Source organism: Paenibacillus sp. FSL R5-0473 (assembly GCF_038004565.1).
GTDB lineage: Bacteria > Bacillota > Bacilli > Paenibacillales > Paenibacillaceae > Paenibacillus > Paenibacillus amylolyticus.
The window spans coordinates 3,386,372-3,410,761 of the sequence record NZ_JBBORL010000001.1 but is presented as its reverse complement, the minus strand read 5'-3'; the positions used below and the strand labels follow the sequence as shown (position 1 = coordinate 3,410,761).

Sequence of the window (24,390 nt, the reverse complement as noted above, 5' to 3'; positions counted from 1 at the left end):
GCAAAGTTTCGGATGGGGTGACAGAGTGAATGAGAGAATCGCCCAGTACAGGGATAAGGCATCCCAGTATTGGAATAGTTTTAGCAAAAAGCAAAAAGTATTATTTATATCCACCTTCCTGTTCCTGATTTTGGCTGCAGTTGTACTCACGATGCAATTGTCCAAAACGGAATATGAAGTTGCTTTTACAGATTTGAATGCAAGTGATTCAGCGGGCGTGATCAGTTATCTCGATTCATCTAGCATTCCATACAAATTAAGTTCAGATGGCAAGACCATATCCGTACCGAGTACAAGTGTTGCAATTGCAAAGGTGAATGTTGGATCTCAAGGGATTATTCAGAATGGTTCATTAGGGTATAAGTCATTCGAGGAGTCATCATCCCCCATCGGGATGACGGATAAAGAGTTTGATGTAAAGTACAACAATGCTATAAACGGAGAAGTTGAACAGTTACTTCAGCGGATGCAAGGGATACAGGATGCTAAAGTACTCGTGAATATGCCGAAAGATAACATCTTTGCTGGTTTAGAAGAACAAGACAAAGCATCAGCATCGGTAGCTCTCCAATTCAAACCGGGTTATCATCCAAATCAGGCAGCGGTAGATGGCTACTTTAACTTGGTTAAGACTGCAATTCCTAATCTGCCTGTTGAGAACATCACGATTACAAACACAGATGAAGCAGAATTGATTCCAACTGCCCGAGGTGGCAGTGGCGGGTTGTCTTCCGAAGTTCAAGAGAACATGGCACTACAGAAAAAGTTTGAAAACGATGTCCGTAATAACGTAAAGCAGTTCCTTTCCCAGATTGTAGGCGAAGACAAAGTTAATGTTTTGGTAGCCTCCAAACTTAATTTTGACAAAGAAACACGTAAGGAAAATCTGGTTACACCTGTTGATGTAGATAATATGAAAGGCATCGAGATCAGTGTGCAGGAGATTCAAAAGAGCTACACTGGCGCAAGCAATCCAACAGGTGGTGTTGCTGGCACAGGGCAAGAGGAAGTTCCGGGTTACCCATCATCTGATGCAACCGGTAACTCTACCTCCGAAGAATCATCAAGCACTATAAACTACGATGTTAATCGAATCGCCAAGGATATTATTTCCAGTCCGTATACTGTAAAAGACTTAACCATTAACGTTGCAGTTGAACCACCGAATGGAGAAACAGAATTACAGGGACCGGTTCAGGACGCAATTGAGAATATTTTGGTTAACATTGTTCGTGCTTCACTGGCAGACTCAGGCACTATAATAAGTGACGCCGATCTGACAAAGAAAGTTTCAGTTATGTCACAAGGCTTCCAGACTGCCTCTGCAGACAATACAGGTTTCCAGCTTTCCTCAACGATGATGTGGGGTGGAGGCGCACTCATAGCGGCATTGATCGCAGCGGTAGTTATTTTGTTAGTACGCCGTCGCCGCAAACAAAACGAAGTCGAAGAAGAAGAGATTCCTCTTCCAATAGCAACAGAGTTCCCGTCCATTACGCTGGACAGTGTAACGAACGAAAGTCAGGTGCGCAAACAATTGGAGAGTTTGGCCAAGAAAAAGCCAGACGAATTCGTCAATCTGCTGCGTACATGGCTGGCTGACGAATAGAGGTGAGCGCATTGGCAAAGGCAAGCAGTCAAGGTTTGACTGGCAAACAAAAAGCAGCAATATTGTTGATTACATTAGGTCCGGAAGTATCGGCTCAGATATTCAAACATCTGCGTGATGAGGAGATTGAGCAACTTACGTTGGAGATTGCCAACGTTCGCAAAGTTGATTCTTCTGAAAAGGATATGATCATGGCCGAGTTTCACCAGATCTGTCTGGCGCAGGAATATATCTCTCAGGGCGGTATCAATTACGCCAGAGAAATCCTGGAAAAAGCTCTGGGTTCATCAAAAGCACTTGAAGTCATTAATCGTTTGACAGCTACGCTGCAAGTCAGACCATTTGACTTTGCGCGCAAAGCAGATCCGAATCAAATTTTGAACTTTATTCAGAATGAAAGCCCGCAAACGATTGCCCTGGTTCTGTCTTACCTGCAATTCGAACAGGCAGCAGCGATTCTATCATCCTTGCCACAAGAGAAACAGGCAGATGTCGCTCGCCGGGTGGCTGTTATGGATAGTACTTCGCCAGAAGTTATCTCTCAAGTGGAGCGGGTTCTGGAACAGAAACTATCTTCTACCGTAACGCAGGATTACACGAATGCGGGTGGTATCGAATCGATCGTTCAGATTCTGAACGGAGTCGATCGGGGGACAGAGCGTACCATTTTGGACTCGCTCGAGATTCAGGATCCAGAGCTTGCAGAGGAAATCAAAAAACGCATGTTTGTATTCGAAGATATCGTCAATGTGGATGATCGTTCGATTCAGCGCATTATTCGGGATATCGACAACGCAGATTTGCAGCTGGCACTCAAAGTGGCAAGCGAAGAAGTTCGGGATGCCGTGTTCCGGAATATGTCGAAACGGATGTCCGAGACATTCAAAGAAGAGATGGAATTTATGGGACCTGTGCGATTGCGTGATGTTGAGGAAGCTCAGACACGTATCGTAGGAACGATACGCAGATTGGAAGAAGCCGGTGAGATCATTATCGCACGCGGTGGAGGAGATGATATCATTGTCTAATTTGATTAAATCTTTCCAGTATGTACCCGTTGATGACCGTAAAAAACTTGAAAATCATCATCATTATGGTGGTGCTGAGGAGTCTGAAACGGAATTATACGGTGATAGTGCTGAAGGTTCTGAGGCAGAAACGCTTCAAGCACGCGTGGACGAAGAAACACAACGTCTCACCGCAGAAATGCTGGAAGATGCCAAGGAGTTTGCAGAAAAGCAAGTACGTGAAGCTTCAGAAGAGGCAGAGCGCATGCTTCAAGAGGCCCGTGAACAGATCGACAGCTGGTGGCAGGAACAACGGCAACAGGATGAACATCTGACCGAAGCACTTCGTTCACAAGGTTTCCAACAGGGTTTTGAAGAAGGCAAAGTACAAGCTGAACTGGATCTCCAGGTGCAGATCGAAAAGATGATGATTGAAGCCCAGGAAGTGCTCAAGGAAGCTTATGTAGCTAAAGATCAGATCATTCAGGAAGCCGAACCGTTCCTCGTGGAGCTCGCTTGCGGGATCGCTGAGAAAGTCATTGATAAGCAACTTACCATTGAACCCGATCATACATTGGAACTGATTCGTCAGAGTTTGTCACGTAAACGGGAGCAGGGTTTGATCACACTCTGTGTGGCACCTGATCAGTTTACATTTGTACAGGCAGCTCGTGAAGAATTATCTCTGTCCATTGACTCTCAGGCAGAATTGCAGATTTTGCCTGATTCAACGGTCAAAGATAAGGGATGTGTCATTCGTTCTTCGTTTGGAAGTGTAGATGCGAGAATTGATACACAGCTTGCAGAGATTAAAAAAGAACTGGTCCGCATAGCACTTGAGGATGAGGAGCGAAAAAATCAACATGAAGGTTCTTAGTTCACAGCGATATATGGAACATTTGCGCCAATTCGATCCTGTTCGTATTAACGGCAAAGTTACTCAGGTCATTGGTCTTATGGTGGAGTCAGAAGGGCCAGATGCAAGTATCGGTGACGTATGTTATATCTATCCTGGTAAATCGGCTAAGCCTCTTCAGGCCGAAGTTGTTGGGTTTCGAGATAACAAAGTGCTGCTTATGCCACTGGGTGAACTTCAATCCATCGGTCCTGGTTGCGATGTAGTAGGTACGGGTAAACCACTCGGCGTTCAGGTAGGCTCCGAATTGCTCGGTAAAGTATTGGACGGACTTGGACAACCGCTGGACGGTTCCCTCCTTCCATCCAGAATGCCGATGTACTCTACCTCCAATACACCGGTTAATCCAATGGATCGTCCGCGTGTACTTGAAACGATGGGTGTTGGTGTAAGAGCTATCGACGGATTGTTGACCGTAGGTAAGGGACAGCGTGTAGGTATTTTTGCCGGTTCTGGTGTTGGTAAGAGTACATTGATGGGCATGATTGCTCGTAATACAGCAGCAGATGTCAATGTCATCGCGCTTGTGGGTGAGCGTGGACGTGAGGTGCGCGACTTTATTGAACGGGATCTGGGTCCGGAAGGACTGGAACGCTCCGTAGTCATTGTTGCAACTTCAGATCAGCCTGCCCTGATTCGGATTAAGGGAGCAGTTATTGCGACCACTATTGCAGAGTATTTCCGAGATCGTGGAATGAACGTGATGCTCATGATGGATTCGGTAACTCGATATGCGATGGCACAAAGGGAAGTGGGTCTGGCCGTAGGTGAACCTCCGGCAATGAGAGGATATACGCCATCGGTTTTTGCAAGTTTGCCCAAACTGCTTGAACGGGCGGGTACAGGACCTACCGGTTCGATTACAGCCTTTTACACCGTTTTGGTCGATGGGGATGACATGAATGAACCAATCGCGGATGCGGTAAGGGGCATTCTGGATGGACACATTGTGTTAAATCGATCCATTGCAAATAAAGGTCATTTTCCAGCGATTGATGTGTTAGCCAGCATAAGCCGTGTTATGAAGGATATTGCTCCGGAAGAGCAGTTGGAAGCCGTTAATAATATGAAACGTTTGATGGCTGTGTACAAAGAATCGGAAGATTTGATCAATATTGGAGCTTACCAGCGGGGATCAAATGCAGCCATAGATGAATCGATAGACCAGATTGATAGTATATGGAACTTTACCAAGCAGAAAGTCGACGAGAAAGTCACTTTAAGTGAAGTACAGGAACGTTTGATTCTTGAATTTGCAAGGAGATGAATGGGTAAACGATGAAATTTCGATATCATTTCCAGAAAGTTGTTGACCTGAAGAGTAATGAAAAAACACAGGCAGAGTGGATGTTATCCACAGCGATCGGTAAACTTCAGACGGAGGAAGATCATCTGATACAACTTCTTAATGATAGAAGTAATCTGATCGGCATTATCCAATCTGCTACGGAAAATACAGCGTCTGTAAACAGTCTGCAGGAGATGCAGCGTTATGTACATCACCTTGACGAGTGCATTTCACGCAAAAACAGTGATGTTAAACATGCTCAGGTCAATGTGCAACGGAATCAGACGTTTCTGAACGGTAAGATGGTTGATGAAAAAGTATGGCTTGGAGCGAGAGACAAGGCAAAAATCAAATTTCAGCAGGAGATGCTCCTCCGGGAACAGAACGATCTGGACGAGATGGCTACTGTACGCTTCGCTGCCAAAGCCGGACGCGCGAATTGATGTGAGCCGGACGCGAAGTTGTCTCGTGAAGGAGGAATAAACGATGGCTGTTAAAGATGATAGCGACATGGAAAAAGAGTCGGGAGGCGGTTGGGAAAAGTTTCTCATGATTTCTATCCCGATTGTATTCACCGTGGTATTGCTAGGTGTACTACTTACGCTATTTAATGTAGATATTCGTAATAATTTGTTTGAATTTGCCAACAAGATACCGGTAGTTAAGGAATGGGTACCTGATCCTGTACTGGATCCGGAGAAGGAGAAGCTGGAGAAGAGTGAGCAGCAGGTTGAAAGTGCTGAAGCCACAATCGAAAAGCTGAAATCCCAAGTAACTGCCAAAGAAACAGAGCTCAAGGCAGCACAGGAAGCGACAACAACTGAAGCAAAGAAGGCCACGGACCTTCAGAAGAAGTTGGATGATGCGGAAAAAGCGGATGAAACGGCTACAGCAGCAACGCCCGAAACGGAATCTGATTATCAGAAACAAATCAAAGATTTGGCTAAAATGTATGCTGACATGAGCCCAAGCAAAGCTGCACCGATTTTGCAAAATATGACGAATGAGGAAATGGTATTGTTGTTGAATGCCATGCAGTCATCTGCTCGGACCAAGGTGCTTGAAAAGATGGACCCGAAAACGGCAGCCGATGTCACCATGATGATGAAGGATGCCAAACCGTCCGGGGATCTGGCGCTGGATGCGCTGCAATCCAGATTGAAGAAAGAAACCACAGCAACTTCAACTGCATCCACAACCACAAGCAAAAACCTGGATAAAAACCAGCTTAGTCAAACATTTGCTTCGATGTCTGCTTCAAGTGGTGCCAAGCTATTATTGGAAACATACAAGTTAAGTCCTGACAAAACATTGACCATCCTGAATTCAGTAGATGATGCAACACGCTCTCAATTGCTTGAGAACATGTCTTCAGAGGATTCGGTTGAAACTGCAAAAATTTTGAACAGATTAATGGGTAACAAGTAGAACTGATTACTCTGTATAACCGAGAGGAGGTGAAAATAAATGTCGATTGTATATCAAATGGCATCCACAGCATCTGCAAAAGCAACGGGGACAGGTCAGACAACCGGAGCACAATCGAAAGGTTCAGCTGTAGGTGCTAGCGGTGAATTTCTCCAAACTCTTGCACAATCGCTATCTGGAGGAAACACAGAAGGTGATAGTTCAAGCGCTACTGGAAGTTTAACTGCCAATCCGTTGGTGTTTTCCTTTGCTACAAGTGAAGAAGGAGAAGCGGCATCAATCACGGCTATACTGAATTCGTTGTTCACGGACTTGGATTCACTTGACGAAGCTTTGGAAAATGACCCAGCTCTACTTGCAGGTTTGCAAACTCTGATTCAACAGATGTATACACAATTAAGTGATCCTTCAGGTACTAATGCAGAAGGTTCCGACGAGTCTTCGAACGGAGCGGAAAGTGTAAAAACAGTACCCGCAATTGAACTGTCGCAGCATCCTGCAGCAGTACGTTTTGTTCTGCAAGATATGCTTACACAATTAGTAGCTGGAATGAATGATCCTGAGAGTAACGTTGCGAAGAACGCTCCTGAATTCAAACATTTGTTACAATCTCTGCAGAGTCAGCTTCAAGAGTCTGGAGTGGATACCACTAGTAACAAAGGATGGACTGAACTGAAATCCATACTGGATACATTGACTGCAGTTAAGGATCAGACTGCACAAGTTGCTCCAAGTACTTCGCTTCAAACATCCAAACAGGATTCGGTCGTACCACAAGTTCTTGTTGCGGCAGTGGCGAATTCTGGAACCCAGGTGAAAGCTGAAGCTGAGACAACATCTGCTTCAAATGCAGGTGGAGAAGTGGAACACTCAACCATCATTACTGCAGGAGAGCTGTCCTTGCGTTCATCAGGTACAACAGCAGGAAAACCGGCTGAACCTGTAATGCAAACATCACAGTTTGCGAAGGAAATGACACAGTTTGTTGTTAACAAGCTGGATATTGTCCAGCAAAAAGGATTTTCCGAGGCGACCATCTCACTTCGGCCTGAGCATCTAGGTAAGTTGGATGTTCAAATTACCTTACAGAACGGGCAGTTGGTTGCACGGTTTATGACTGAGCATACGATGGCTAAAGACATGCTTGAACAACAAATGACGCAGCTGCGTTCTTCACTTCAAGCCCAGGGAATTCAAGTGGAACGACTTGAGGTTACCCAGAACAGTTCAATCGGATCACAGATGTATCAGGACGGAGGCCGTCAGCCGGGAAGTAACTCTCAACAACAACGCCGTTCGCGTGAGCGTGAGGAACAATCGGATGATGCTATAGCTACAGCAGGGATTCAAGAAGAGTTGCGTAACTGGCGTAGCGAGCAAGTCGAAGGAAATGAATTACAGAGAGATACGTTTAGTGCTGAGGCTTAAACAGAAATGAGGTGAGCATATGGCTAATGAAATTGTTTCAACGAATAATACCTGGCCGAACTATTCGGCAGCCAATAAAGCAACCACAAGTGCCGCAACAAAGGAATTGGGTAAAGATCAGTTTCTAAAAATCCTGATTACCCAGCTGCAAAATCAAGACCCGATGCAGCCGATGGAGGATAAGGAATTTATCGCTCAAATGGCACAGTTCAGCTCAGTGGAACAACTGGTCAATATTTCTACGCAGCTTAAAACATTGAACCAGTCCCTTGGTGCTGTATCCGGTATGATTGGCATGGAGGTAAGTTGGCTTTCTTCTAATAAAGATGATAACGGAACTCTTCGTCAGGGTATTGTAGATTCCATCATTGTAAGAGATAGCGTTCAATACGCAAAAGTGGGCAACGACGAGATTAAGCTGGATGAGATCATTCAGGTGAATTATCCAAAACAGGCAGAAGAGAGTCAAACTCCGGTACAGAACGTTCAGGATGTAACTCCTGAAACGAACGAGAGCCAGGAAGTTGAATCATCCGCTGAAACGGGTGATACGGAAGATAGCGGGAAAACGATATGAGTGATCGCATAACGGTTGGACAATTATACGCAGGCCCGATTACACCGAATATGCTTCAAAGACCCAAAACGGGAGAAGCTTTGGCTATACCCGAAAAACCTTTTGCAAAAGTGCTGGAAGATAACCTTCTGAAATTGAGCAATCATGCTGCCAAACGATTGGAACAGCGTGGTATTGAACTCAAGACTGAGCAAATGGAACAGATTGGTTCTGCTTTGGACAAAGCTGCTGCCAAAGGAGCCAAAGAGTCATTGATTTTAATGCAGGATATGGCTTTTATCGTCAATGTCAAAAATCGTACTGTGGTTACAGCTATGGATAGTGAGAGCATGAAGGATAATGTGTTCACTCAGATTGATAGTGCCGTAATCATTTCTTAACCGGCTGGCCCTTCTCGGGAGCCGGAATGCCGCTGACCGACTGATGCGGTAACCAAATGAAGACTGGGAGGATTTTTAAAAATGATAAAATCAATGTACTCAGGCGTTTCCGGGATGCGGGGTTTCCAAACAAAACTCGACGTAATTGGTAACAATATTGCGAACGTAAACACGGTTGGCTTCAAAGGCAGTCGGGTTATGTTCAAAGATATTATGAGCCAAACAACGGCAGGGGTAACTGCTCCTGGCGATGCAAGTGGTGGTGTCAATGCGAAACAAATCGGTCTTGGTGTAACGGTAGGTTCAATTGATACGCTGCATCTGGCAGGTAGCCCAATGACAACGAATAATCCAACAGATCTTCGGATTAATGGAGATGGATTCTTCTTGGTACGTTTGAGTGAAGATCAGGAAGTACCTTACCTGACTCGTGCAGGGGATTTCCATGTGGATGCTGCACGTAACCTTTTGACTTCGGATGGATTGTTTGTTCTGGATAACGGTGGTGGAAATATTACGATACCGGATGATGTTGTTTCCTTCACGATAGGTCAGGATGGAACAATTAACCAAACCATGGCAGACGGAACCATCGAAGCGGGTCCACAGATTGGAATAGGTAAAGTTGTCAATCCAGAAGGCCTTGAGAAAATTGGGGGCAACTTGTACCGTATGACAGCAAACGCGAATCCGGATGGGGCGCTGGAACCATTAACAGCGAACAGTGCTGAGGACGGAACAGGAGCAATCATTGCTGGACAGCTCGAGATGTCTAACGTGGATCTGACAGGAGAGTTTACTGAGATGATCGTAGCTCAACGTGGATTCCAGGCAAACTCCCGAATCATTACAACGTCGGATGAAATACTTCAGGAAGTTGTTAACCTGAAACGTTAATAACTGATTAATGAATTTTTAAAACGTGGGGGAGCTTGCTCCTCCCACTCTGATTAAGGGGGCTTAGCATGATTTCGGTTACGCGGTTAAATGGTTCTCCCATGTGGTTAAATGCGCTGATGGTTGAAATTGTGGAAGAGACGCCGGATACGTATATTACTCTGGTAACTGGAAAGAGACTGATTGTGCTTGAAAAAGCCGCTGACGTTATTTCCAAGATTAAAGATTACAACCGTGAAATCGGGGTTCAGGCAGCCACTATTAAAGTGCAGCAAACGGAGGAATCCTGATGAAAAAAATGATGCCCTGGCTTGCAACAATGTTGCTGGCGATAACACTCATTGTGGTGGTTGTGTTTGTATTTATGCAAGGACAGAACGGGAATAAGGACGACACACATACGGCGGCAGCCTCAGAAGCTAAGAAGATGACTGCGGATGAGATTGTAGAGGTTTCCTCTGAGCTTGGAGAAATTAAAACCAATTTGGCTGATACGGATCATGTTGTAGTTGTCAGCTTCTCATTCAAGTTGTCAGACAAAACAGCCAAAGAAGATTTCGAGAAAATCAAAGAAATTACAGTGAAGCCTATTATCATTCAGACGTTTGCGGATACAAAGTCTGAGGAGCTGGCTACAGCGAAGGGCCGCGTACAATTTAATGAGAGATTGACGGGACTAATTAATGAAGCTTTACCTGAAGGTAAGTTGAGCAGCACCAGTTTTTCAGCTTTTGTAATGGCGCCAATGTAAATGAACAGAACACGCTGTAGACCTGTAAGGGGGTGAGAACATGGTGGATGTATTATCACAAAATGAGATTGACGCCCTATTAGCAGCCCTTTCTTCTGGTGAAATGGACGCAGAAGAATTGAAGAAGGAAGAAACTCAGAAGAAAATCAGATCGTACGATTTTAAGCGGGCAGTGCGTTTTTCCAAAGACCATATCAGAAGCTTGACTCGTATTCACGAAAACTTTGCACGCTTTCTCACCACTTATTTTTCAGCCCAACTGCGGACGTTCGTTCAAATCAATGTCGTTCAGGTCGAACAGTTGCCTTATGATGAGTTTATCCGTTCTATTCCTAAGATGACGATATTGAACATTTTTGAAGCGGAGCCACTACAGGGACGAATGGTGATGGAAGTCCATCCAAACGTGGGATATGCGATGTTGGATCGCCTGCTTGGTGGAACCGGAATTGCTCCAACCAAGATCGCATCCATGACGGAGATTGAGACGACCATCATGGAGCGGATATTCAGCCGAGCATTTGAAAGTTTGCAGGAAGCATGGAAAACTGTGTTGGATATCTCCCCAAGGATGGAAGCGCTCGAGACCAATCCGCAATTTATGCAGATTGTATCTCCCAATGAGACCATTGCTCTGATCTCGCTCAGTACCAAAATTGGTGACACGACAGGCATGATCAATCTATGTATACCGCATGTCGTTCTTGAACCTATTATGTCACGGTTGTCAACTCATCAGTGGTTTGTTTCGGAGAAGAAAACGAGAGCTCCGGAGGAGTATGATGCTCTAAAAGAGCGTGTAAACAAAGCCAAGTTACCAATCGTTGCGGAATTGGGAGAATCGAGAATTTCAATTGCAGAATTTCTGGGTCTGTCCGTTGGCGATGTCATTACGTTGAACAAACCAGTTGATGAGGGACTTTCCATAAAAGTGGGTGACAAACTGAAATACATGGGCAGTCCGGGGACAATCAAAGACCGTGTGGCTGTGCAAATAGACAAGATTGTCACCGAAGGAGTTGAAGAATTTGACGAGTAAGGATTATTTATCCCAAGAAGAAATCGATGCTTTGCTCAGGCAATCGGAATCGATAAACAGCTCGGAACCCGCTGAAAAGACGGTTGATGATTTTTTGACCGAGCTGGAGCAGGATGCCTTGGGGGAGATTGGTAACATTACATTTGGTAGCGCGGCAACAGCCTTATCCACGCTATTAGGCCTCAAAGTAGATATTACAACACCTAAAGTTTCTATCATTAGTCGAACGCAGTTTGAAGAAGCTTTTCCTAAGCCACATGTTGCCGTTCATGTGAATTACGTGGATGGATTCGAAGGTATTAACTCACTTGTTATCAAGAAGAGAGATGCCCAAGTCATCGCTGATTTGATGTTGGGTGGAGAAGGAAATCCGGTCGATGAAGAACTGAATGAAATCCATATTAGTGCAGTACAGGAAGCGATGAACCAGATGATGGGTTCCTCTGCAACCTCAATGTCCACGATTTTTAATCGTTTTGTGAATATTTCCCCTCCGGGAATCGATATTCTCAATCTGGAGAGTGGAGAGGGTGTAAGTAATCTTCCAGCAGATGAGACACTTATCCAAGTTTCATTTCGTTTGTTAATCGGGGATCTGATCGATTCCAATCTGATGCAGTTGCTTCCAGTACATTTTGCCAAAAGCATGGTAGATATGCTGATTGGAGGCGCTCAGGAGTCAACTGCCAGCGCACCAGTGGCATCAACACCTGAACCTGCGCCAGCAGCTGTACCAGCAACGCCACCACCGGTTGCGGAGCAGCCGCCCGTTCAGCACCAACAGGCTCCACAGGCTCCACAACAGCCTGCTCAGGACTATAACGGATATGGACAGGCCCCGATGGGTATGCCTCAAGGAATGCCGCCACAGCAGCCGTATGGCATGCCACCGCAGCAACCTTATGGTGCACCTCAACATTACGGTGGAATGCCAAATAGGAATGTTAACGTACAACCAGTTCAATTCGCCAATTTGCAAAATGGGGCGTATGGTCAGGTAGACGAAAACAATTTGAATTTATTGATGGACATTCCCCTTAAGGTCACCGTAGAATTAGGAAGGACCCAGAAGCAAATTAAAGATATTTTGGAACTGTCACAGGGTTCGATTGTCGAACTGGATAAGTTAGCCGGGGAACCTGTCGATATTTTGGTGAATAACAAACTGATCGCCAAGGGAGAAGTTGTCGTTATTGACGAAAACTTTGGTGTTCGTGTTATAGATATCGTTAGCCAATGGGACCGTATTCAGAAATTACAATAAGCACAATTTAGGGAGGACTTGAATCAAGATGGCAAACCGAATTTTAGTCGTAGACGACGCTGCATTTATGAGAATGATGATCCGGGACATTTTGTCCAAAAATGGATATGAGGTTGTTGGTGAGGCACAGGATGGCTCACAAGCAATTGAGAAATTTAAAGAGCTTCGTCCGGATCTAATCACAATGGATATTACGATGCCTGAGATGGACGGCATTGCAGCTTTGAAAGAAATCAAGAAGATTGATGCTAACGCTAAAGTAATTATGTGCTCCGCGATGGGTCAACAAGCGATGGTAATCGACGCTATTCAAGCAGGTGCTAAAGACTTTATCGTTAAACCGTTCCAATCTGACCGGGTTATCGAAGCGATCAGCAAGACACTGGGCGTTTAAGAGACATGATGATGGCTCAGGGTGATATTCCAGGAGGAGCTGGCGTGGGAAGTAATTATTATTTACAGCTTGTATGGGTGATTGTTGTCCTGGCCGTCATCCTGGCCCTTATTGTTTATCTGATCCGTTTTCTAAACAAAAGGAATCAGCAAATGTTCCGGCACGGCACAATTCGTACCCTGGGCGGAGTTGGACTGGGGCAAAACAAGTCGTTGCAAATTATGGAAATTGGTGGGTGTGTATATCTGCTTGGTGTAGGTGAAGACATCCAGTTGATAGATAAGGTTTCGGATTTGGAAGAGGCCCAAAGAATCATTGATTCCTTCGAACGAGATGCTGCTGCACAACAAGGAAATCTCTCACCTCTCATTGCCAAGCTCACAAAACGTTTCCGTAAAGAAGAACCGCCGCGGGAAATGGAACTAGAGGACACAACTTCTTTTCACGAAATGTTTGAATCCAAACTTCGGCAGATGCCTAACCGTAAAGAGAAGATGGAAAAGCTCCTGGATAAAGACAATACTACAGATCGGTCGAGGGATTCATGAAGAAAAAGATTTGGTTAGCGTGTTGTTTATTAGGACTTATCAGTCTGGCATCTGTAACGGTTGCCTTTGCCGAACCCATTCCGAATATTGATATTCAGATTGGAAACGGTGATGGAGGGACACCAAGCACGAGTTCACTGTCCATCATTCTGTTAATTACAGTGCTTAGTATTGCTCCAGCAATGCTTGTACTGATGACCAGTTTTACCCGGATTGTAATTGTGCTCGGTTTTATACGTACATCTTTGGGTACACAACAAATGCCACCCAATCAGGTGCTGGTCGGTTTGGCGCTATTTCTGACACTTTTCATTATGTCGCCGACGTTGTCTTCCATAAATCAGGTAGCGCTTCAGCCCTATCTCCAGGGAGAGCTTACGCAAACCGAGGCACTTGAAAAAGCAGCGGATCCCATGAAGAAATTTATGTTTAGTCACACCAGAGAAAAAGATCTTCTGCTGTTTATGAAGTACAATCAGACTGAACAACCAAAGACCTATCAGGATATCCCAATTACTGTTATGGTGCCGGCATATGTAATCAGTGAGTTGAAGACAGCATTCCAGATGGGGTTTATGATTTTTATTCCGTTTCTGGTTATAGACATTGTTGTCGCGAGTACACTCATGGCAATGGGGATGATGATGCTTCCGCCGGTCATGATCTCATTACCTTTCAAAATACTGCTCTTTGTCCTTGTGGACGGGTGGTATCTGGTTGTCAAGTCACTGTTACTGAGTTTTAACACTTGATCCGGAAAGTTAAAGGAGGACGGTCATGACTTCGGAATTTATTATCGGTCTGGCCGGGAAAGCGGTATACACGTCATTGCTGGCCAGCGCACCTATGCTTATACTAGCTCTGGTTGTAGGACTTGCAATCAGTATTTTTCAAGCGACAACTCAAATTCAGGAACAAACATTAGCTTTTGTGCCCAAGATTGTTGCCGTACTTCTGTCAGTACTTTTGTTTGGACCTTGGATCTTAAATATCTTGGTCGATTTCACGTTTAACATTCTCGATAATCTATACAGATACATAGGGTAGGCTTTAGCAGATGGAGACATTGTTGCAAAGTTTCCCTGTCGCTCTGCTTATGTTTTGTCGAATCACATCATTTTTTGTAACTGCGCCAGTTTTTTCGGCTCGAAATGTGCCGGCTTCAGTTAAAATAGGTATCTCTGCATTTGTCACATTATCTGTCTATCTGATTTACGGAATAGACCAGACCGTACCCACAGACCTGAGTTATGTCTTATTGATCATCAGAGAGATTCTAATTGGCCTGCTTTTAGGTTTTGTGGCTTATCTGTTGATGACGGCTGTTCAGACTGCGGGGACCTTTATCGATCTACAGATCGGTTTTGGTATGGCCAATGTATACGATCCAATGACAGGTGCTTCCGCTCCACTTACGGGTAACTTGAAGTATGCATTTGCTATGCTTCTGTTTCTAACGATGAATGGTCACCATTATTTGCTGGATGCGATAGTTTACAGTTACCGGTGGGTACCATTATCTAATGTGTTTTTCCTACGGTTGGCAGATGGAAGTATTGCTGAATTTTTGATTCAGACCTTAGGTCAATCATTTATGCTGGCTTTTCAGATGTCGGCTCCGATTGTAGTTGCGTTGTTTTTGACGGATGTTGGATTGGGTTTTTTGGCCAAAACTGCTCCTCAATTTAATGTATTTGCAGTTGGGTTGCCGCTTAAGTTACTCGTTGGTCTTGCTATTTTGCTTTTGCTGGTTCCCAGTTTCTCCTTTGTATTTAGTCAATTGTTCGAAGCGATATTCAGATCGATGGAAAAATTGCTTGGAACCATTGGACAAAGGCCCGGCTGAGTGAAACGGAGGAAAAGACACGGATGAAACTTCAACTCGACCTCCAGTTGTTTTCAGGGGAGAAGACGGAGAAAGCTACCCCGAAAAAGAGACAGGATACACGAAAAAAAGGACAGGTTGTAAAAAGCGCTGAACTATCTGGCGCATCCATTCTCCTAATCGTGTTTTTGATCATGATGGTATTCAGCAATTTCTATAAAGAACGTATAGTTCGTCTGTTTACAGATATCTTCATCAATCGATTGAGTATGGATATCACCGGAGAGAATGTGATGGCGCTTATGATGCGCTATGGCATTGAAGTTTTGTTATTGATCGCTCCCGTTTTGCTGGGTGCGTTCCTGGTTGCTTTGATCGTTAACTACATGCAAGTTGGTTTTCTTCTTGTAGGGGAAGGTTTGAAGCCAAAACTTGAGAAACTGGACCCGATTAAAGGTTTCAAAAATATATTCTCTCTCCGCTCATTAGTGGAATTTGCTAAATCCATTTTGAAAATGTCGCTTATCGGTTATCTCGTTTACAGTACAATTAAAGGCTACCAGTCAGATATTGCTTCACTTTCTCATTTTTCATTGGATGCTATTTTACATTTCGCTGCGTCGATTACTTTAAGTCTTGGTATCAAGATTGCAGTGGCATTAATGATACTTGCGATATTTGATTACATGTATCAAAAGTATGACCATGAGAAGAAGATTCGTATGTCCAAGCAAGACATCAAAGACGAGTACAAGAAAATGGAAGGTGATCCGCTGATCAAAGGTAAAATCCGGGAACGCCAGCGTCGTATGGCTATGCAGCGCATGATGCAGGAAGTGCCAAATGCGGATGTGATCATCACGAACCCGACCCACTTTGCGGTTGCGCTAAAGTATGAAGGTTCCGAGATGGAGGCACCACAGATTATTGCCAAAGGTCAGGATTATGTCGCCTTGCGTATTAAGGAAATAGCCAAAGAAAACGGTGTTATTACGATGGAAAACAAGCCGCTGGCACGGGCATTGTTCCAGAGAGCCGAGATTGGTGACGCTATACCGGCCGATTTGTTTCAAGCGGTAGCTGAAGTGCTGGCTTATGTATATAAACTAAAGGGCAGAACGAAATAAAAGGGGATCGGAGGCCGTACATTCATTGAAGATTAAAGATATAGCTGTCCTTGCGGGTATCATTGGCATTGTGTTGATGATGATTCTTCCGATCCCAACCTGGCTGTTGGACTTGTTGCTGGTCGTCAATATTTCAATTGCACTGATGATACTCCTTGTTGCAATGAACAGCAAAGAAGCGTTACAGTTTTCTATTTTTCCAGCTTTGCTGTTGATCACTACACTATTCCGACTGGCTCTGAACATTTCGACTACCAAGCTAATTCTTGGTGAAGGGGATGCTGGAGCTGTAGTTGCTACCTTTGGTAGCTGGATTGCTGGAGGGCAAATTGCAATTGGATTTATCGTGTTTTTGATCCTCGTTGTCGTTCAGTTTATCGTTATTACAAAGGGGTCTGAGCGCGTAGCTGAAGTTGCTGCCCGATTCACCCTTGATGCGATGCCTGGTAAACAAATGAGTATTGATGCGGATCTGAATGCGGGTCTGATCAACGAGCAACAAGCTCGTGAGCGTCGTTCCAAAATTGAACGTGAAGCCGATTTCTATGGAGCGATGGATGGAGCAAGTAAATTCGTAAAAGGTGACGCAATTGCAAGTATTATCATCCTCCTGATCAATCTCATTGGTGGATTTATTATCGGTATGACTGTGCATGGGATGGCTTTCGCAGATGCGATGGCAACGTACTCTGTACTGACTATCGGAGATGGATTGGTAAGCCAAATCCCGGCTCTGCTTATTTCCACAGCAGCAGGACTTATCGTCACCAGAGCGTCATCAGAAGGAAACCTGGCAGATGATATTACGGGGCAACTGTTTACATATCCAATACTAATTTATATCGTAGCTTTCGTTATTGCCATGCTCGGTTTCTTCACACCAATTCATGTTATTACTACGCTTCCGTTGGCAGGTGTGTTGGCATATGCCGCGTGGCGTATGCAGAATAATCTGAATTTGAAACAAGTAGCGGAAGAACAGTTGGAAGAAGAACAGCAGATTGAAGAGGTTAGAAGTCCTGAAAGTGTAATTAACCTGCTTCAGGTGGACCCTATTGAGTTTGAATTTGGTTATGGTTTAATCCCGCTTGCTGATAATCAGCAGGGTGGGGACTTATTGGATCGGATCATTATGATTCGGAGGCAGTGTGCTCTTGAACTGGGGTTGGTCGTTCCGGTTATACGGATTCGAGATAATATCCAGCTCAGACCCAATGAGTATGTTATCAAAATCAAGGGTAATGTGGTAGGTGGCGGAGAACTGTTGTTGAATCATTACCTTGCCATGAGTCCTGGCTATGATGAGGAGTCTGTGACAGGTATTGAAACGACGGAACCTGCTTTTGGACTTCCGGCACTATGGATTGATGAAGTAACCAAAGACAGAGCCGAACTTGCAGGATATACGGTCGTTGATCCGCCTTCCGTTGTGGCTACACATCTGACGGAACTGATTAAGAAACATGCGCATGAGTTACTTGGAAGACAAGAAACAAAAGCACTTGTGGATAATCTCAGAGAGAACTATTCTGCCCTTGTGGATGAACTGATCCCTTCTCTACTTTCCATTGGTGATGTACAGAAAGTGCTTGCCAAGTTATTGCGTGAGAAAATATCTATTCGAGATATGGTTACCATCTTCGAGACACTGGCTGACTATGGTACGTATACGAAAGATCCTGATGTGCTGACTGAATACGTCAGACAATCCCTCTCACGTCAGATTACTCAGCAGTTCTCACAGAAAGGTGAGACACTTCGAGTGATCACGGTTGGACCTGGTCTTGAGAAGAAAATTGCTGAAAGTGTGCAACAATCGGATCAAGGCAGTTATCTTGCGCTAGACCCTGTATCTACACAAAGTGTATATCAGAAGCTCAGTGAACAAGTGAACCGTTTGATTCAATCAGGTCAACAACCTGTTGTATTAACTTCTCCAACCATTCGGATGTATCTGCGTCAGGTTATTGAACGTACTATGCAGGACATTCCTGTGCTATCCTACAGCGAGTTGGAGCCGAATGTTGAAATTCAAAGTATCGGGGTGGTGAACTTATGAGAGTAAAACAATACGTTGTTGAGACCATGCCCGAAGCTATGCTTCAAATTCGCAAAGACCTGGGAAGTGATGCCGTTATTCTGTCCACCAAAGAGATTAAGGTGGGCGGTGTAATGGGAATGTTTCGCAAAAAACGGATCGAAGTTGTAGCTGCAGTGGATAAGGAAGAAAACAAGCAAACAACAAAGCCAGTACAAAATCAATTCACGCCTGTACCTCGTGCATTTGTACCTGAGGCTTATCGGCAAACAGCTCGTTCGTTTGTTGCGGCTTCTGATGAGTCGGTGACAACGAATACAGCTGATCAAAGTGTACAGGACCAATCTGCGGCTGCACCGTCTGTGTTTGAATCGCGTAATATCGGTTCAAACATAGACAGCGGCTCAGGTTCTTCGAGCACGGATCATAAACCGCGACCGCAAGGGGCGGATTTTTCGGGTTCAACAACTGCTCCGAAGCCAACAGGTTCAGACCTGCAGCAGGATAAGTTAATGACTGAATTGCAGGATCTTAAACAGATGGTGACCAGGCTTTCAAAGCAAGGTACTTCTGCGGACCCTGTGCCAGAGGAACTGCATACGATCCGAGAACGTTTGACAGAACAAGATGTTTGGCCTGAAGTATGGGAATCCTGGTTTGATTCAATTCAAGCAAAATGGTCTGAGAATGGATTAAAAGAACAAGATGTAGAGCAAATAGTGAAGCTTGAGGTTATGCACTTTTTGGAGCAACGTATTGAAGAAGGCATTCTTCCTACCACGCGAATCGTCTATGTAGCTGGACCAACCGGTGTAGGGAAAACTACGACAATTGCAAAATTGGCTGCTGAACAAATGTTCAAAAAACAGCGTAAAGTTGGATTCATTACATCAGATACGTATCGGATCTCGGCGGTAGAACAGCTTAGAACGTATGCATCTATACTGAATGTTCCACTTGAGGTGGTGCAATCGCCTGGTGATACACAACGTGCCATTTCTCGATTAGAGAATTGTGATTTGATCTTTATGGATACAGCGGGTAGAAACTACAGAAATGAATTACTTGTTTCAGAACTGCAAAGTTTGCTTGCTCCTGTAGAGAATAGCGAAACCTTTCTGGTCATGAGTATGACTTCCAAAAGTGCTGATATGGTGCAGATCACGGAACATTTCAGTAAATATGGACTGGATAAGGTGATTTTCACCAAAATGGATGAGACTGGGAGCTGCGGTCCGCTATTTAACTTGTTACACCGTTTTCCACTCAAGCTCGCATATGTGGCAAATGGACAAAATGTTCCGGATGATTTGTTGAAACCAGATGCAGATTCGTTGTCCAAACAGTTGCTGGGAGAATGGTCACAATGAAGGATCAGGCAGCTACACTTCGAAGTATGGTCTCCGCGCCAATGGAAATGGAAGGCATTGAGCGAGATATTCGATCCTCGAAAATCATTACTGTGGCCAGTGGTAAGGGAGGTGTTGGCAAATCCAATTTCACACTGAACTTTGCCTTGGCATTGCAGGCTTTGGGGCAAAAGGTACTTGTATTTGATGCCGATATTGGAATGGCTAATATTGATGTTCTTATGGGTACGTCTTCTTCCTATAATCTTTACCACCTGTTGTACCGACAAAAATCCATAAGGGAAATCATACAACTGGGTGCCAGTGGCTTGCCTTACATTGCTGGAGGATCGGGCATGAAAGAGTTGTTCTCATTGTCTGATCGTGATCTGGAGTTTTTCGCCAGTCAAGTCGAGGATATTGCCCAGGAAATGGATTATGTCATCTTTGACACTGGGGCAGGACTCTCCAGAGAGAATATGAAGTTCATCGGTGCTGCTGATGAATGCCTGATTATAACTACACCTGAACCGACTTCAATAACCGATGCTTATGCTTTAGTCAAAGTTATGCACGGCCAGGAAAATGCTACACCCTTTCGGATGATCGTTAACCGGGTGGAAGACGAACGAGAAGCGGAACGGGTGGCAGAAAAAATAGCTGGAGTGGCGAGGCGGTTTTTGCAGACGGATATTCCGCTGCTTGGGTATATTTCAGAAGACGCCCAGGTAGTCAAGGCGGTTAAAAGGCAAATGCCCTATAGTCTGGCTTATCCGAATGCCAAAGCCTCTAAAGATATAGAGAAACTTGCTCTTCGTTATCTGGCTGTACCTGCAACTCCGGGATCCGGAACCTTGACAGGAATCAGGGGATTTATGAATAAGTGGCTTAAACGAACAACATGATTTCTGAATAAAGGAAACAGGGGTGACACAACATGGCGGCGTATCAAGTATTGGTTGTCGATGATTCCGCTTTTATGCGTAAGATTGTTACGGATTTGATCCAAGCGGATCCGGAATTCAAGGTTACGGCAACGGCATCAAACGGTAGAGAAGCGATTCAAAAATCACTAGAATTGAAACCCGATATTATTACAATGGACGTTGAGATGCCCGAAATGAATGGGTTGGATGCATTAAAATCAATTATGAAGGAATCTTTCGTTCCTGTGATTATGCTCTCTGGTATCAATGAACAAGGTATGAAAGAAACCATTATGGCGCTTGAAGCCGGGGCATTTGACTTCATTCGCAAACCATCTATTTCACATGACCAGGATATTGCTCAAGTTGGTAAAGCCTTGGTTGAGCGCATGCGTGCTGCGATGAATGAGATCAAAAGAAAAGCTGATCGTGAGTTATCCATGAAAAATAGAGACATGTTGCGAGGAGCAGTTGCTCCCCCAACTCAGCCAGTACAGAAAGAACTGCCGGCTAGGGATCGAGCGGAGCCTGTGAAAAAAACGATCGAACCTGTCGAGACGATTCAACGCTCTCTTCGAGAGCGCACTGAAGCCTTTCAGGCCAAAGCCAAGAAACCAATTGAACCATTGTCACCTTCAAAACCAGGTCGCGTAGAGAATAAACCGGAGCCTTTGCCAAAGGCTGAGCGTAATTTGGGGACGAAGGCAGAAAAAGCAGTGAGGTCAGCTAATCCAGTACAGACTCCAAAGGAAGTTCGACTACCTAATGCAGCTAGAGTGGCAGCTGATCAAATAGCGGCAACTTCTGCCTCTGCAAAAGCCAAGGATGTAATCAAGCCTAATCCTGTTCCCAAAGGTGGAGGAGGGCTGGAAGGACCATTCAACAAACTTGTGGCAATAGGTTGTTCTACGGGTGGACCGAGGGCTCTCAAGACATTGCTCGAGCAGTTGCCTGCTGATTTGCCTGCACCGGTCATTATTGTGCAGCATATGCCGCCCAATTTCACACGTTCTCTGGCTCAACGATTGAATACATTCAGTCCACTGCATGTGGTTGAAGCTGAAGAGGGCATGGTTCTGAAAAAAGGAACCGCCTATATAGCACCCGGCGGATTCCATGTGAAAGTTAACAAAACAGCAGACGGGAAGTTTATCGTGAAGTTGACTGAAGATCAACCAGTGAATGGCCATAGACCTTCAGTGGATACGATGTTTGAGTCACTTCTGCCGTTTACATCTTTACAAAGGCATCTTGTTTTGCTAACGGGAATGGGAAGTGATGGAGCACGTATGATGAAGAGATTATACGAAGCCGGAGTTACATCAACCTTTGCCGAGAATGAAGAAACATGTGTTGTATATGGTATGCCGCGTTCTGCTGTAGAGCTGCAATGCGTTCGTCATCTTCTGCCATTGCAGGAGATTGCTTCTAAACTTGTTCAAGCAGTGAAATAACGGAGTGTAACTCACGGAGGAGGTGCCTCACAATGGACATGAACCAATATTTATCCATGTTTATTGATGAGTCTAATGATCATCTGCAATCGCTTAACGAAAACATGCTTCAACTTGAAGGCAATCCGGAAGACCTGGGCATAGTTCAGGTTATATTCCGCTCTGCTCATACCTTGAAGGGTATGGCAGCAACTATGGGCTTTGAAGATTTGGCATCACTGACACATAAAATGGAAAATGTGTTGGATCTGGTTCGTAATGAGAAGTTGAAAATGCAGGATTACATTTTTGATACCATGTTCAAGAGTCTGGACGCTTTGGAAACTATGGTTCAGGATATTACCGAAGGTGGACAAGGTAAAGCAGATGTATCGTCGATCGTAGCTTCACTTCAAGCCATTGAAAATGGTGAAATGACAAACGGAAATGGACCTGCTACAGAAACAAACAAGCCGGCTAACGCTTCAATCTCTTCGGCTGTGGAGCTGGATGAATTCCAATATTCAGTGCTGGATCAGTCGATCGCCGAAGGTCATCGTGTGTTCTACGTGGATGTGCTTGTTAGCGAGCATAGCCAGTTAAAAGGTGTACGGGCTTATATGGTCTTTGATATGCTGGAACGTTCAGGTGAAGTCGTTAAGGCTTACCCATCCGTTCAGGATATCGAGCAGGAGAAGTTTGAGCGCAGTTTCTCGTTGTATTACATAACAACTAAAGAAGCGCACGAACTGGAAGAAGGCATCATGAGTATCTCTGAAATTGAAAGTGCAAAGCTCATTCAACTGGATCAGGAGACTCTTCAGCAGATGGCCAATCAGGTAGCAGCTACAGTTGAAGCGCCACCCGCACCAACAGCTGTAGCTGAGGTTGCTTCGCCGGATAAGAATTCTGTACCCAAAGAAGAAACCACAACGGCACCAGCTAAAACAGCTGCACCGAAGCAAGCTGCTGCACCTTCACGTACCATTCGTGTGGATATTGAACGTCTCGACGTATTGATGAACCTGTTCAGTGAATTGTTGATTGACCGTTCACGTCTGGAGCAACTGGCCAGTGAAACAGGCAACAATGATTTATCCGATACAGTAGCTCATTTAAGTCGAGTTAGCACAGATTTGCAAAATATTGTACTGAAATTGCGAATGGTTCCGGTAGATACCGTATTTAATCGATTCCCGCGCATGATCCGTGATCTGGCTAAGACACTTGATAAAAAAATCGATCTGGTGATTACAGGTGCTGAGACGGAACTGGATCGTACGGTAATTGATGAGATTGGTGATCCGCTTGTGCATTTACTGCGTAACGCGGTTGACCATGGTGTGGAATCCATTGCAGAGCGTGTAGCTGCAGGTAAACCAGAGATGGGTACAGTAAACCTGCGTGCCTTCCACAGTGGAAATCACGTATTTATCGAAATTGAAGATGATGGTAAAGGGATCTATCGCGACAAGCTTTTGAAAACCGCGATCAAACGTGGTGTTGTAACCGAAGAACAAGGTGCCAAAATGAGTGATGATGAAGTGAATCAGCTGTTGTTCGCACCTGGTTTTAGTACTGCTGATATTATCTCGGATATCTCTGGCCGGGGCGTTGGCTTGGATGTAGTAAAATCGAAGATCACTTCGCTTGGGGGTAATGTAACGATTCATTCAACTCCAGGCAAAGGCACGAACTTCTCTGTTCAGCTTCCGTTGACACTATCCATTATTGCTGCAATGCTTGTACGACTTGGTTCTGAGAAATATGCTGTTCCGTTGTCCTCCATTGTAGAGACGGCCATTGTACAACGTGAGCAAGTTCGTAATATTCACGGCAATAAAATGATCACATTCCGTGAGTCACTGATTCCGTACTTGTCTTTGAGCGAAGTATTCTCTGTACCGGATTTCAATGATGCTGATGAGCAGGAAACAGAAATTGTCGTGATTCGCAAAGGCGACCGTCTTGCAGCCGTAGCTGTTGAAGAATTTATTGGACAAAGTGAGATTGTTCTCAAATCAATGGGAACCTATCTTCCTGCTATTGAAGGAATCTCTGGAGCAACCATTCTCGGAGATGGGCAAGTAGCCCTGATTCTTGATCCTAATGCATTTATTAAATAAGCATAGAGCTAAGTCTTACATTTAATAGGGAGGTTTTTTA

The 24,390-nt window shown here is 44.7% G+C and carries 25 protein-coding genes; all 25 read left to right on the top strand.

The genetic code is table 11. The features are described 5' to 3' along the window. The first annotated feature begins 25 nt into the window (after window positions 1-25). The 25 genes from fliF (at window position 26) to MKY28_RS14695 (ending at window position 24,350) form a co-directional block, all read left to right on the top strand. On the top strand, window positions 26-1,609 hold the full coding sequence (gene fliF / locus MKY28_RS14815) for a flagellar basal-body MS-ring/collar protein FliF (protein ID WP_282321925.1): 1,584 nt from the start codon (window positions 26-28) through the stop codon (window positions 1,607-1,609). 11 nt (window positions 1,610-1,620) lie between these two features. Next, window positions 1,621-2,637 carry a flagellar motor switch protein FliG gene (gene fliG, locus MKY28_RS14810; protein ID WP_036609368.1) on the top strand — a complete coding sequence of 339 codons (1,017 nt, stop codon included), beginning with the start codon at window positions 1,621-1,623 and terminating at the stop codon, window positions 2,635-2,637. Next, on the top strand, window positions 2,630-3,493 hold the full coding sequence (locus MKY28_RS14805; protein ID WP_036609366.1) for a FliH/SctL family protein: 864 nt from the start codon (window positions 2,630-2,632) through the stop codon (window positions 3,491-3,493). Before fliG ends, MKY28_RS14805 begins: the two co-directional genes overlap by 8 nt. Then, window positions 3,480-4,799 carry a flagellar protein export ATPase FliI gene (fliI, locus tag MKY28_RS14800; protein WP_036609365.1) on the top strand — a complete coding sequence of 440 codons (1,320 nt, stop codon included), beginning with the start codon at window positions 3,480-3,482 and terminating at the stop codon, window positions 4,797-4,799. The genes MKY28_RS14805 and fliI overlap by 14 nt, the downstream gene beginning before the upstream one ends. A gap of 11 nt (window positions 4,800-4,810) precedes the next feature. Then, entirely contained in the window at window positions 4,811-5,263 is a 453-nt protein-coding gene (gene fliJ, locus MKY28_RS14795) for a flagellar export protein FliJ (RefSeq protein WP_036609364.1), read from the top strand. A 43-nt stretch (window positions 5,264-5,306) separates the two neighbouring features. Beyond that, complete coding sequence (locus tag MKY28_RS14790) at window positions 5,307-6,248, top strand: MotE family protein (protein WP_340029919.1); 942 nt, start codon at window positions 5,307-5,309, stop codon at window positions 6,246-6,248. A gap of 39 nt (window positions 6,249-6,287) precedes the next feature. Continuing rightward, window positions 6,288-7,676: a flagellar hook-length control protein FliK gene (locus MKY28_RS14785; protein WP_340936281.1), complete on the top strand. Its 1,389-nt coding sequence runs from the start codon at window positions 6,288-6,290 to the stop codon at window positions 7,674-7,676. A gap of 19 nt (window positions 7,677-7,695) precedes the next feature. Further along, window positions 7,696-8,253 (top strand): flagellar hook capping FlgD N-terminal domain-containing protein, encoded by a 558-nt coding sequence (locus MKY28_RS14780; RefSeq protein WP_047842480.1) that lies wholly within the window; start codon window positions 7,696-7,698, stop codon window positions 8,251-8,253. 50 nt (window positions 8,254-8,303) lie between these two features. After that, window positions 8,304-8,633 (top strand): TIGR02530 family flagellar biosynthesis protein, encoded by a 330-nt coding sequence (locus MKY28_RS14775; protein WP_370511413.1) that lies wholly within the window; start codon window positions 8,304-8,306, stop codon window positions 8,631-8,633. A gap of 81 nt (window positions 8,634-8,714) precedes the next feature. Beyond that, window positions 8,715-9,530 (top strand): flagellar basal body rod protein FlgG, encoded by an 816-nt coding sequence (flgG, locus tag MKY28_RS14770; RefSeq protein ID WP_237175959.1) that lies wholly within the window; start codon window positions 8,715-8,717, stop codon window positions 9,528-9,530. A gap of 68 nt (window positions 9,531-9,598) precedes the next feature. Beyond that, window positions 9,599-9,820 carry a flagellar FlbD family protein gene (locus tag MKY28_RS14765; protein ID WP_017689179.1) on the top strand — a complete coding sequence of 74 codons (222 nt, stop codon included), beginning with the start codon at window positions 9,599-9,601 and terminating at the stop codon, window positions 9,818-9,820. Next, complete coding sequence (locus MKY28_RS14760; RefSeq protein WP_036609360.1) at window positions 9,820-10,281, top strand: flagellar basal body-associated FliL family protein; 462 nt, start codon at window positions 9,820-9,822, stop codon at window positions 10,279-10,281. The genes MKY28_RS14765 and MKY28_RS14760 overlap by 1 nt, the downstream gene beginning before the upstream one ends. 40 nt (window positions 10,282-10,321) lie before the next feature. Next, window positions 10,322-11,320: a flagellar motor switch protein FliM gene (gene fliM / locus MKY28_RS14755; protein WP_036609359.1), complete on the top strand. Its 999-nt coding sequence runs from the start codon at window positions 10,322-10,324 to the stop codon at window positions 11,318-11,320. Continuing rightward, window positions 11,310-12,584: a flagellar motor switch phosphatase FliY gene (fliY, locus tag MKY28_RS14750; protein ID WP_036609358.1), complete on the top strand. Its 1,275-nt coding sequence runs from the start codon at window positions 11,310-11,312 to the stop codon at window positions 12,582-12,584. Before fliM ends, fliY begins: the two co-directional genes overlap by 11 nt. A 28-nt stretch (window positions 12,585-12,612) precedes the next feature. After that, window positions 12,613-12,978, top strand: coding sequence for a response regulator (locus MKY28_RS14745; RefSeq protein WP_017689175.1), 366 nt, complete (start codon window positions 12,613-12,615; stop codon window positions 12,976-12,978). A gap of 11 nt (window positions 12,979-12,989) precedes the next feature. After that, on the top strand, window positions 12,990-13,526 hold the full coding sequence (locus tag MKY28_RS14740; protein ID WP_100529395.1) for a flagellar biosynthetic protein FliO: 537 nt from the start codon (window positions 12,990-12,992) through the stop codon (window positions 13,524-13,526). Then, complete coding sequence (gene fliP / locus MKY28_RS14735) at window positions 13,523-14,278, top strand: flagellar type III secretion system pore protein FliP (RefSeq protein WP_036609355.1); 756 nt, start codon at window positions 13,523-13,525, stop codon at window positions 14,276-14,278. The genes MKY28_RS14740 and fliP overlap by 4 nt, the downstream gene beginning before the upstream one ends. 25 nt (window positions 14,279-14,303) lie before the next feature. Next, complete coding sequence (gene fliQ, locus MKY28_RS14730) at window positions 14,304-14,573, top strand: flagellar biosynthesis protein FliQ (protein WP_017689172.1); 270 nt, start codon at window positions 14,304-14,306, stop codon at window positions 14,571-14,573. A 10-nt stretch (window positions 14,574-14,583) separates the two neighbouring features. Further along, on the top strand, window positions 14,584-15,372 hold the full coding sequence (gene fliR / locus MKY28_RS14725; RefSeq protein WP_036609353.1) for a flagellar biosynthetic protein FliR: 789 nt from the start codon (window positions 14,584-14,586) through the stop codon (window positions 15,370-15,372). Between the two features lie 23 nt (window positions 15,373-15,395). After that, window positions 15,396-16,478: a flagellar biosynthesis protein FlhB gene (gene flhB, locus MKY28_RS14720; protein WP_179086416.1), complete on the top strand. Its 1,083-nt coding sequence runs from the start codon at window positions 15,396-15,398 to the stop codon at window positions 16,476-16,478. A gap of 25 nt (window positions 16,479-16,503) precedes the next feature. Next, the gene (gene flhA, locus MKY28_RS14715) at window positions 16,504-18,537 is read left to right on the top strand and encodes a flagellar biosynthesis protein FlhA (protein ID WP_036609349.1); all 2,034 of its coding nucleotides are present in this window, start codon (window positions 16,504-16,506) and stop codon (window positions 18,535-18,537) included. Then, entirely contained in the window at window positions 18,534-19,886 is a 1,353-nt protein-coding gene (flhF, locus tag MKY28_RS14710) for a flagellar biosynthesis protein FlhF (protein WP_076326818.1), read from the top strand. The genes flhA and flhF overlap by 4 nt, the downstream gene beginning before the upstream one ends. Next, complete coding sequence (locus tag MKY28_RS14705; RefSeq protein WP_340020009.1) at window positions 19,883-20,770, top strand: MinD/ParA family protein; 888 nt, start codon at window positions 19,883-19,885, stop codon at window positions 20,768-20,770. Before flhF ends, MKY28_RS14705 begins: the two co-directional genes overlap by 4 nt. Before the next feature lie 32 nt (window positions 20,771-20,802). Continuing rightward, window positions 20,803-22,245, top strand: coding sequence for a chemotaxis-specific protein-glutamate methyltransferase CheB (gene cheB / locus MKY28_RS14700; protein ID WP_047842490.1), 1,443 nt, complete (start codon window positions 20,803-20,805; stop codon window positions 22,243-22,245). A 32-nt stretch (window positions 22,246-22,277) separates the two neighbouring features. Next, complete coding sequence (locus MKY28_RS14695; RefSeq protein ID WP_036609342.1) at window positions 22,278-24,350, top strand: chemotaxis protein CheA; 2,073 nt, start codon at window positions 22,278-22,280, stop codon at window positions 24,348-24,350. Window positions 24,351-24,390 lie beyond the last annotated feature (40 nt).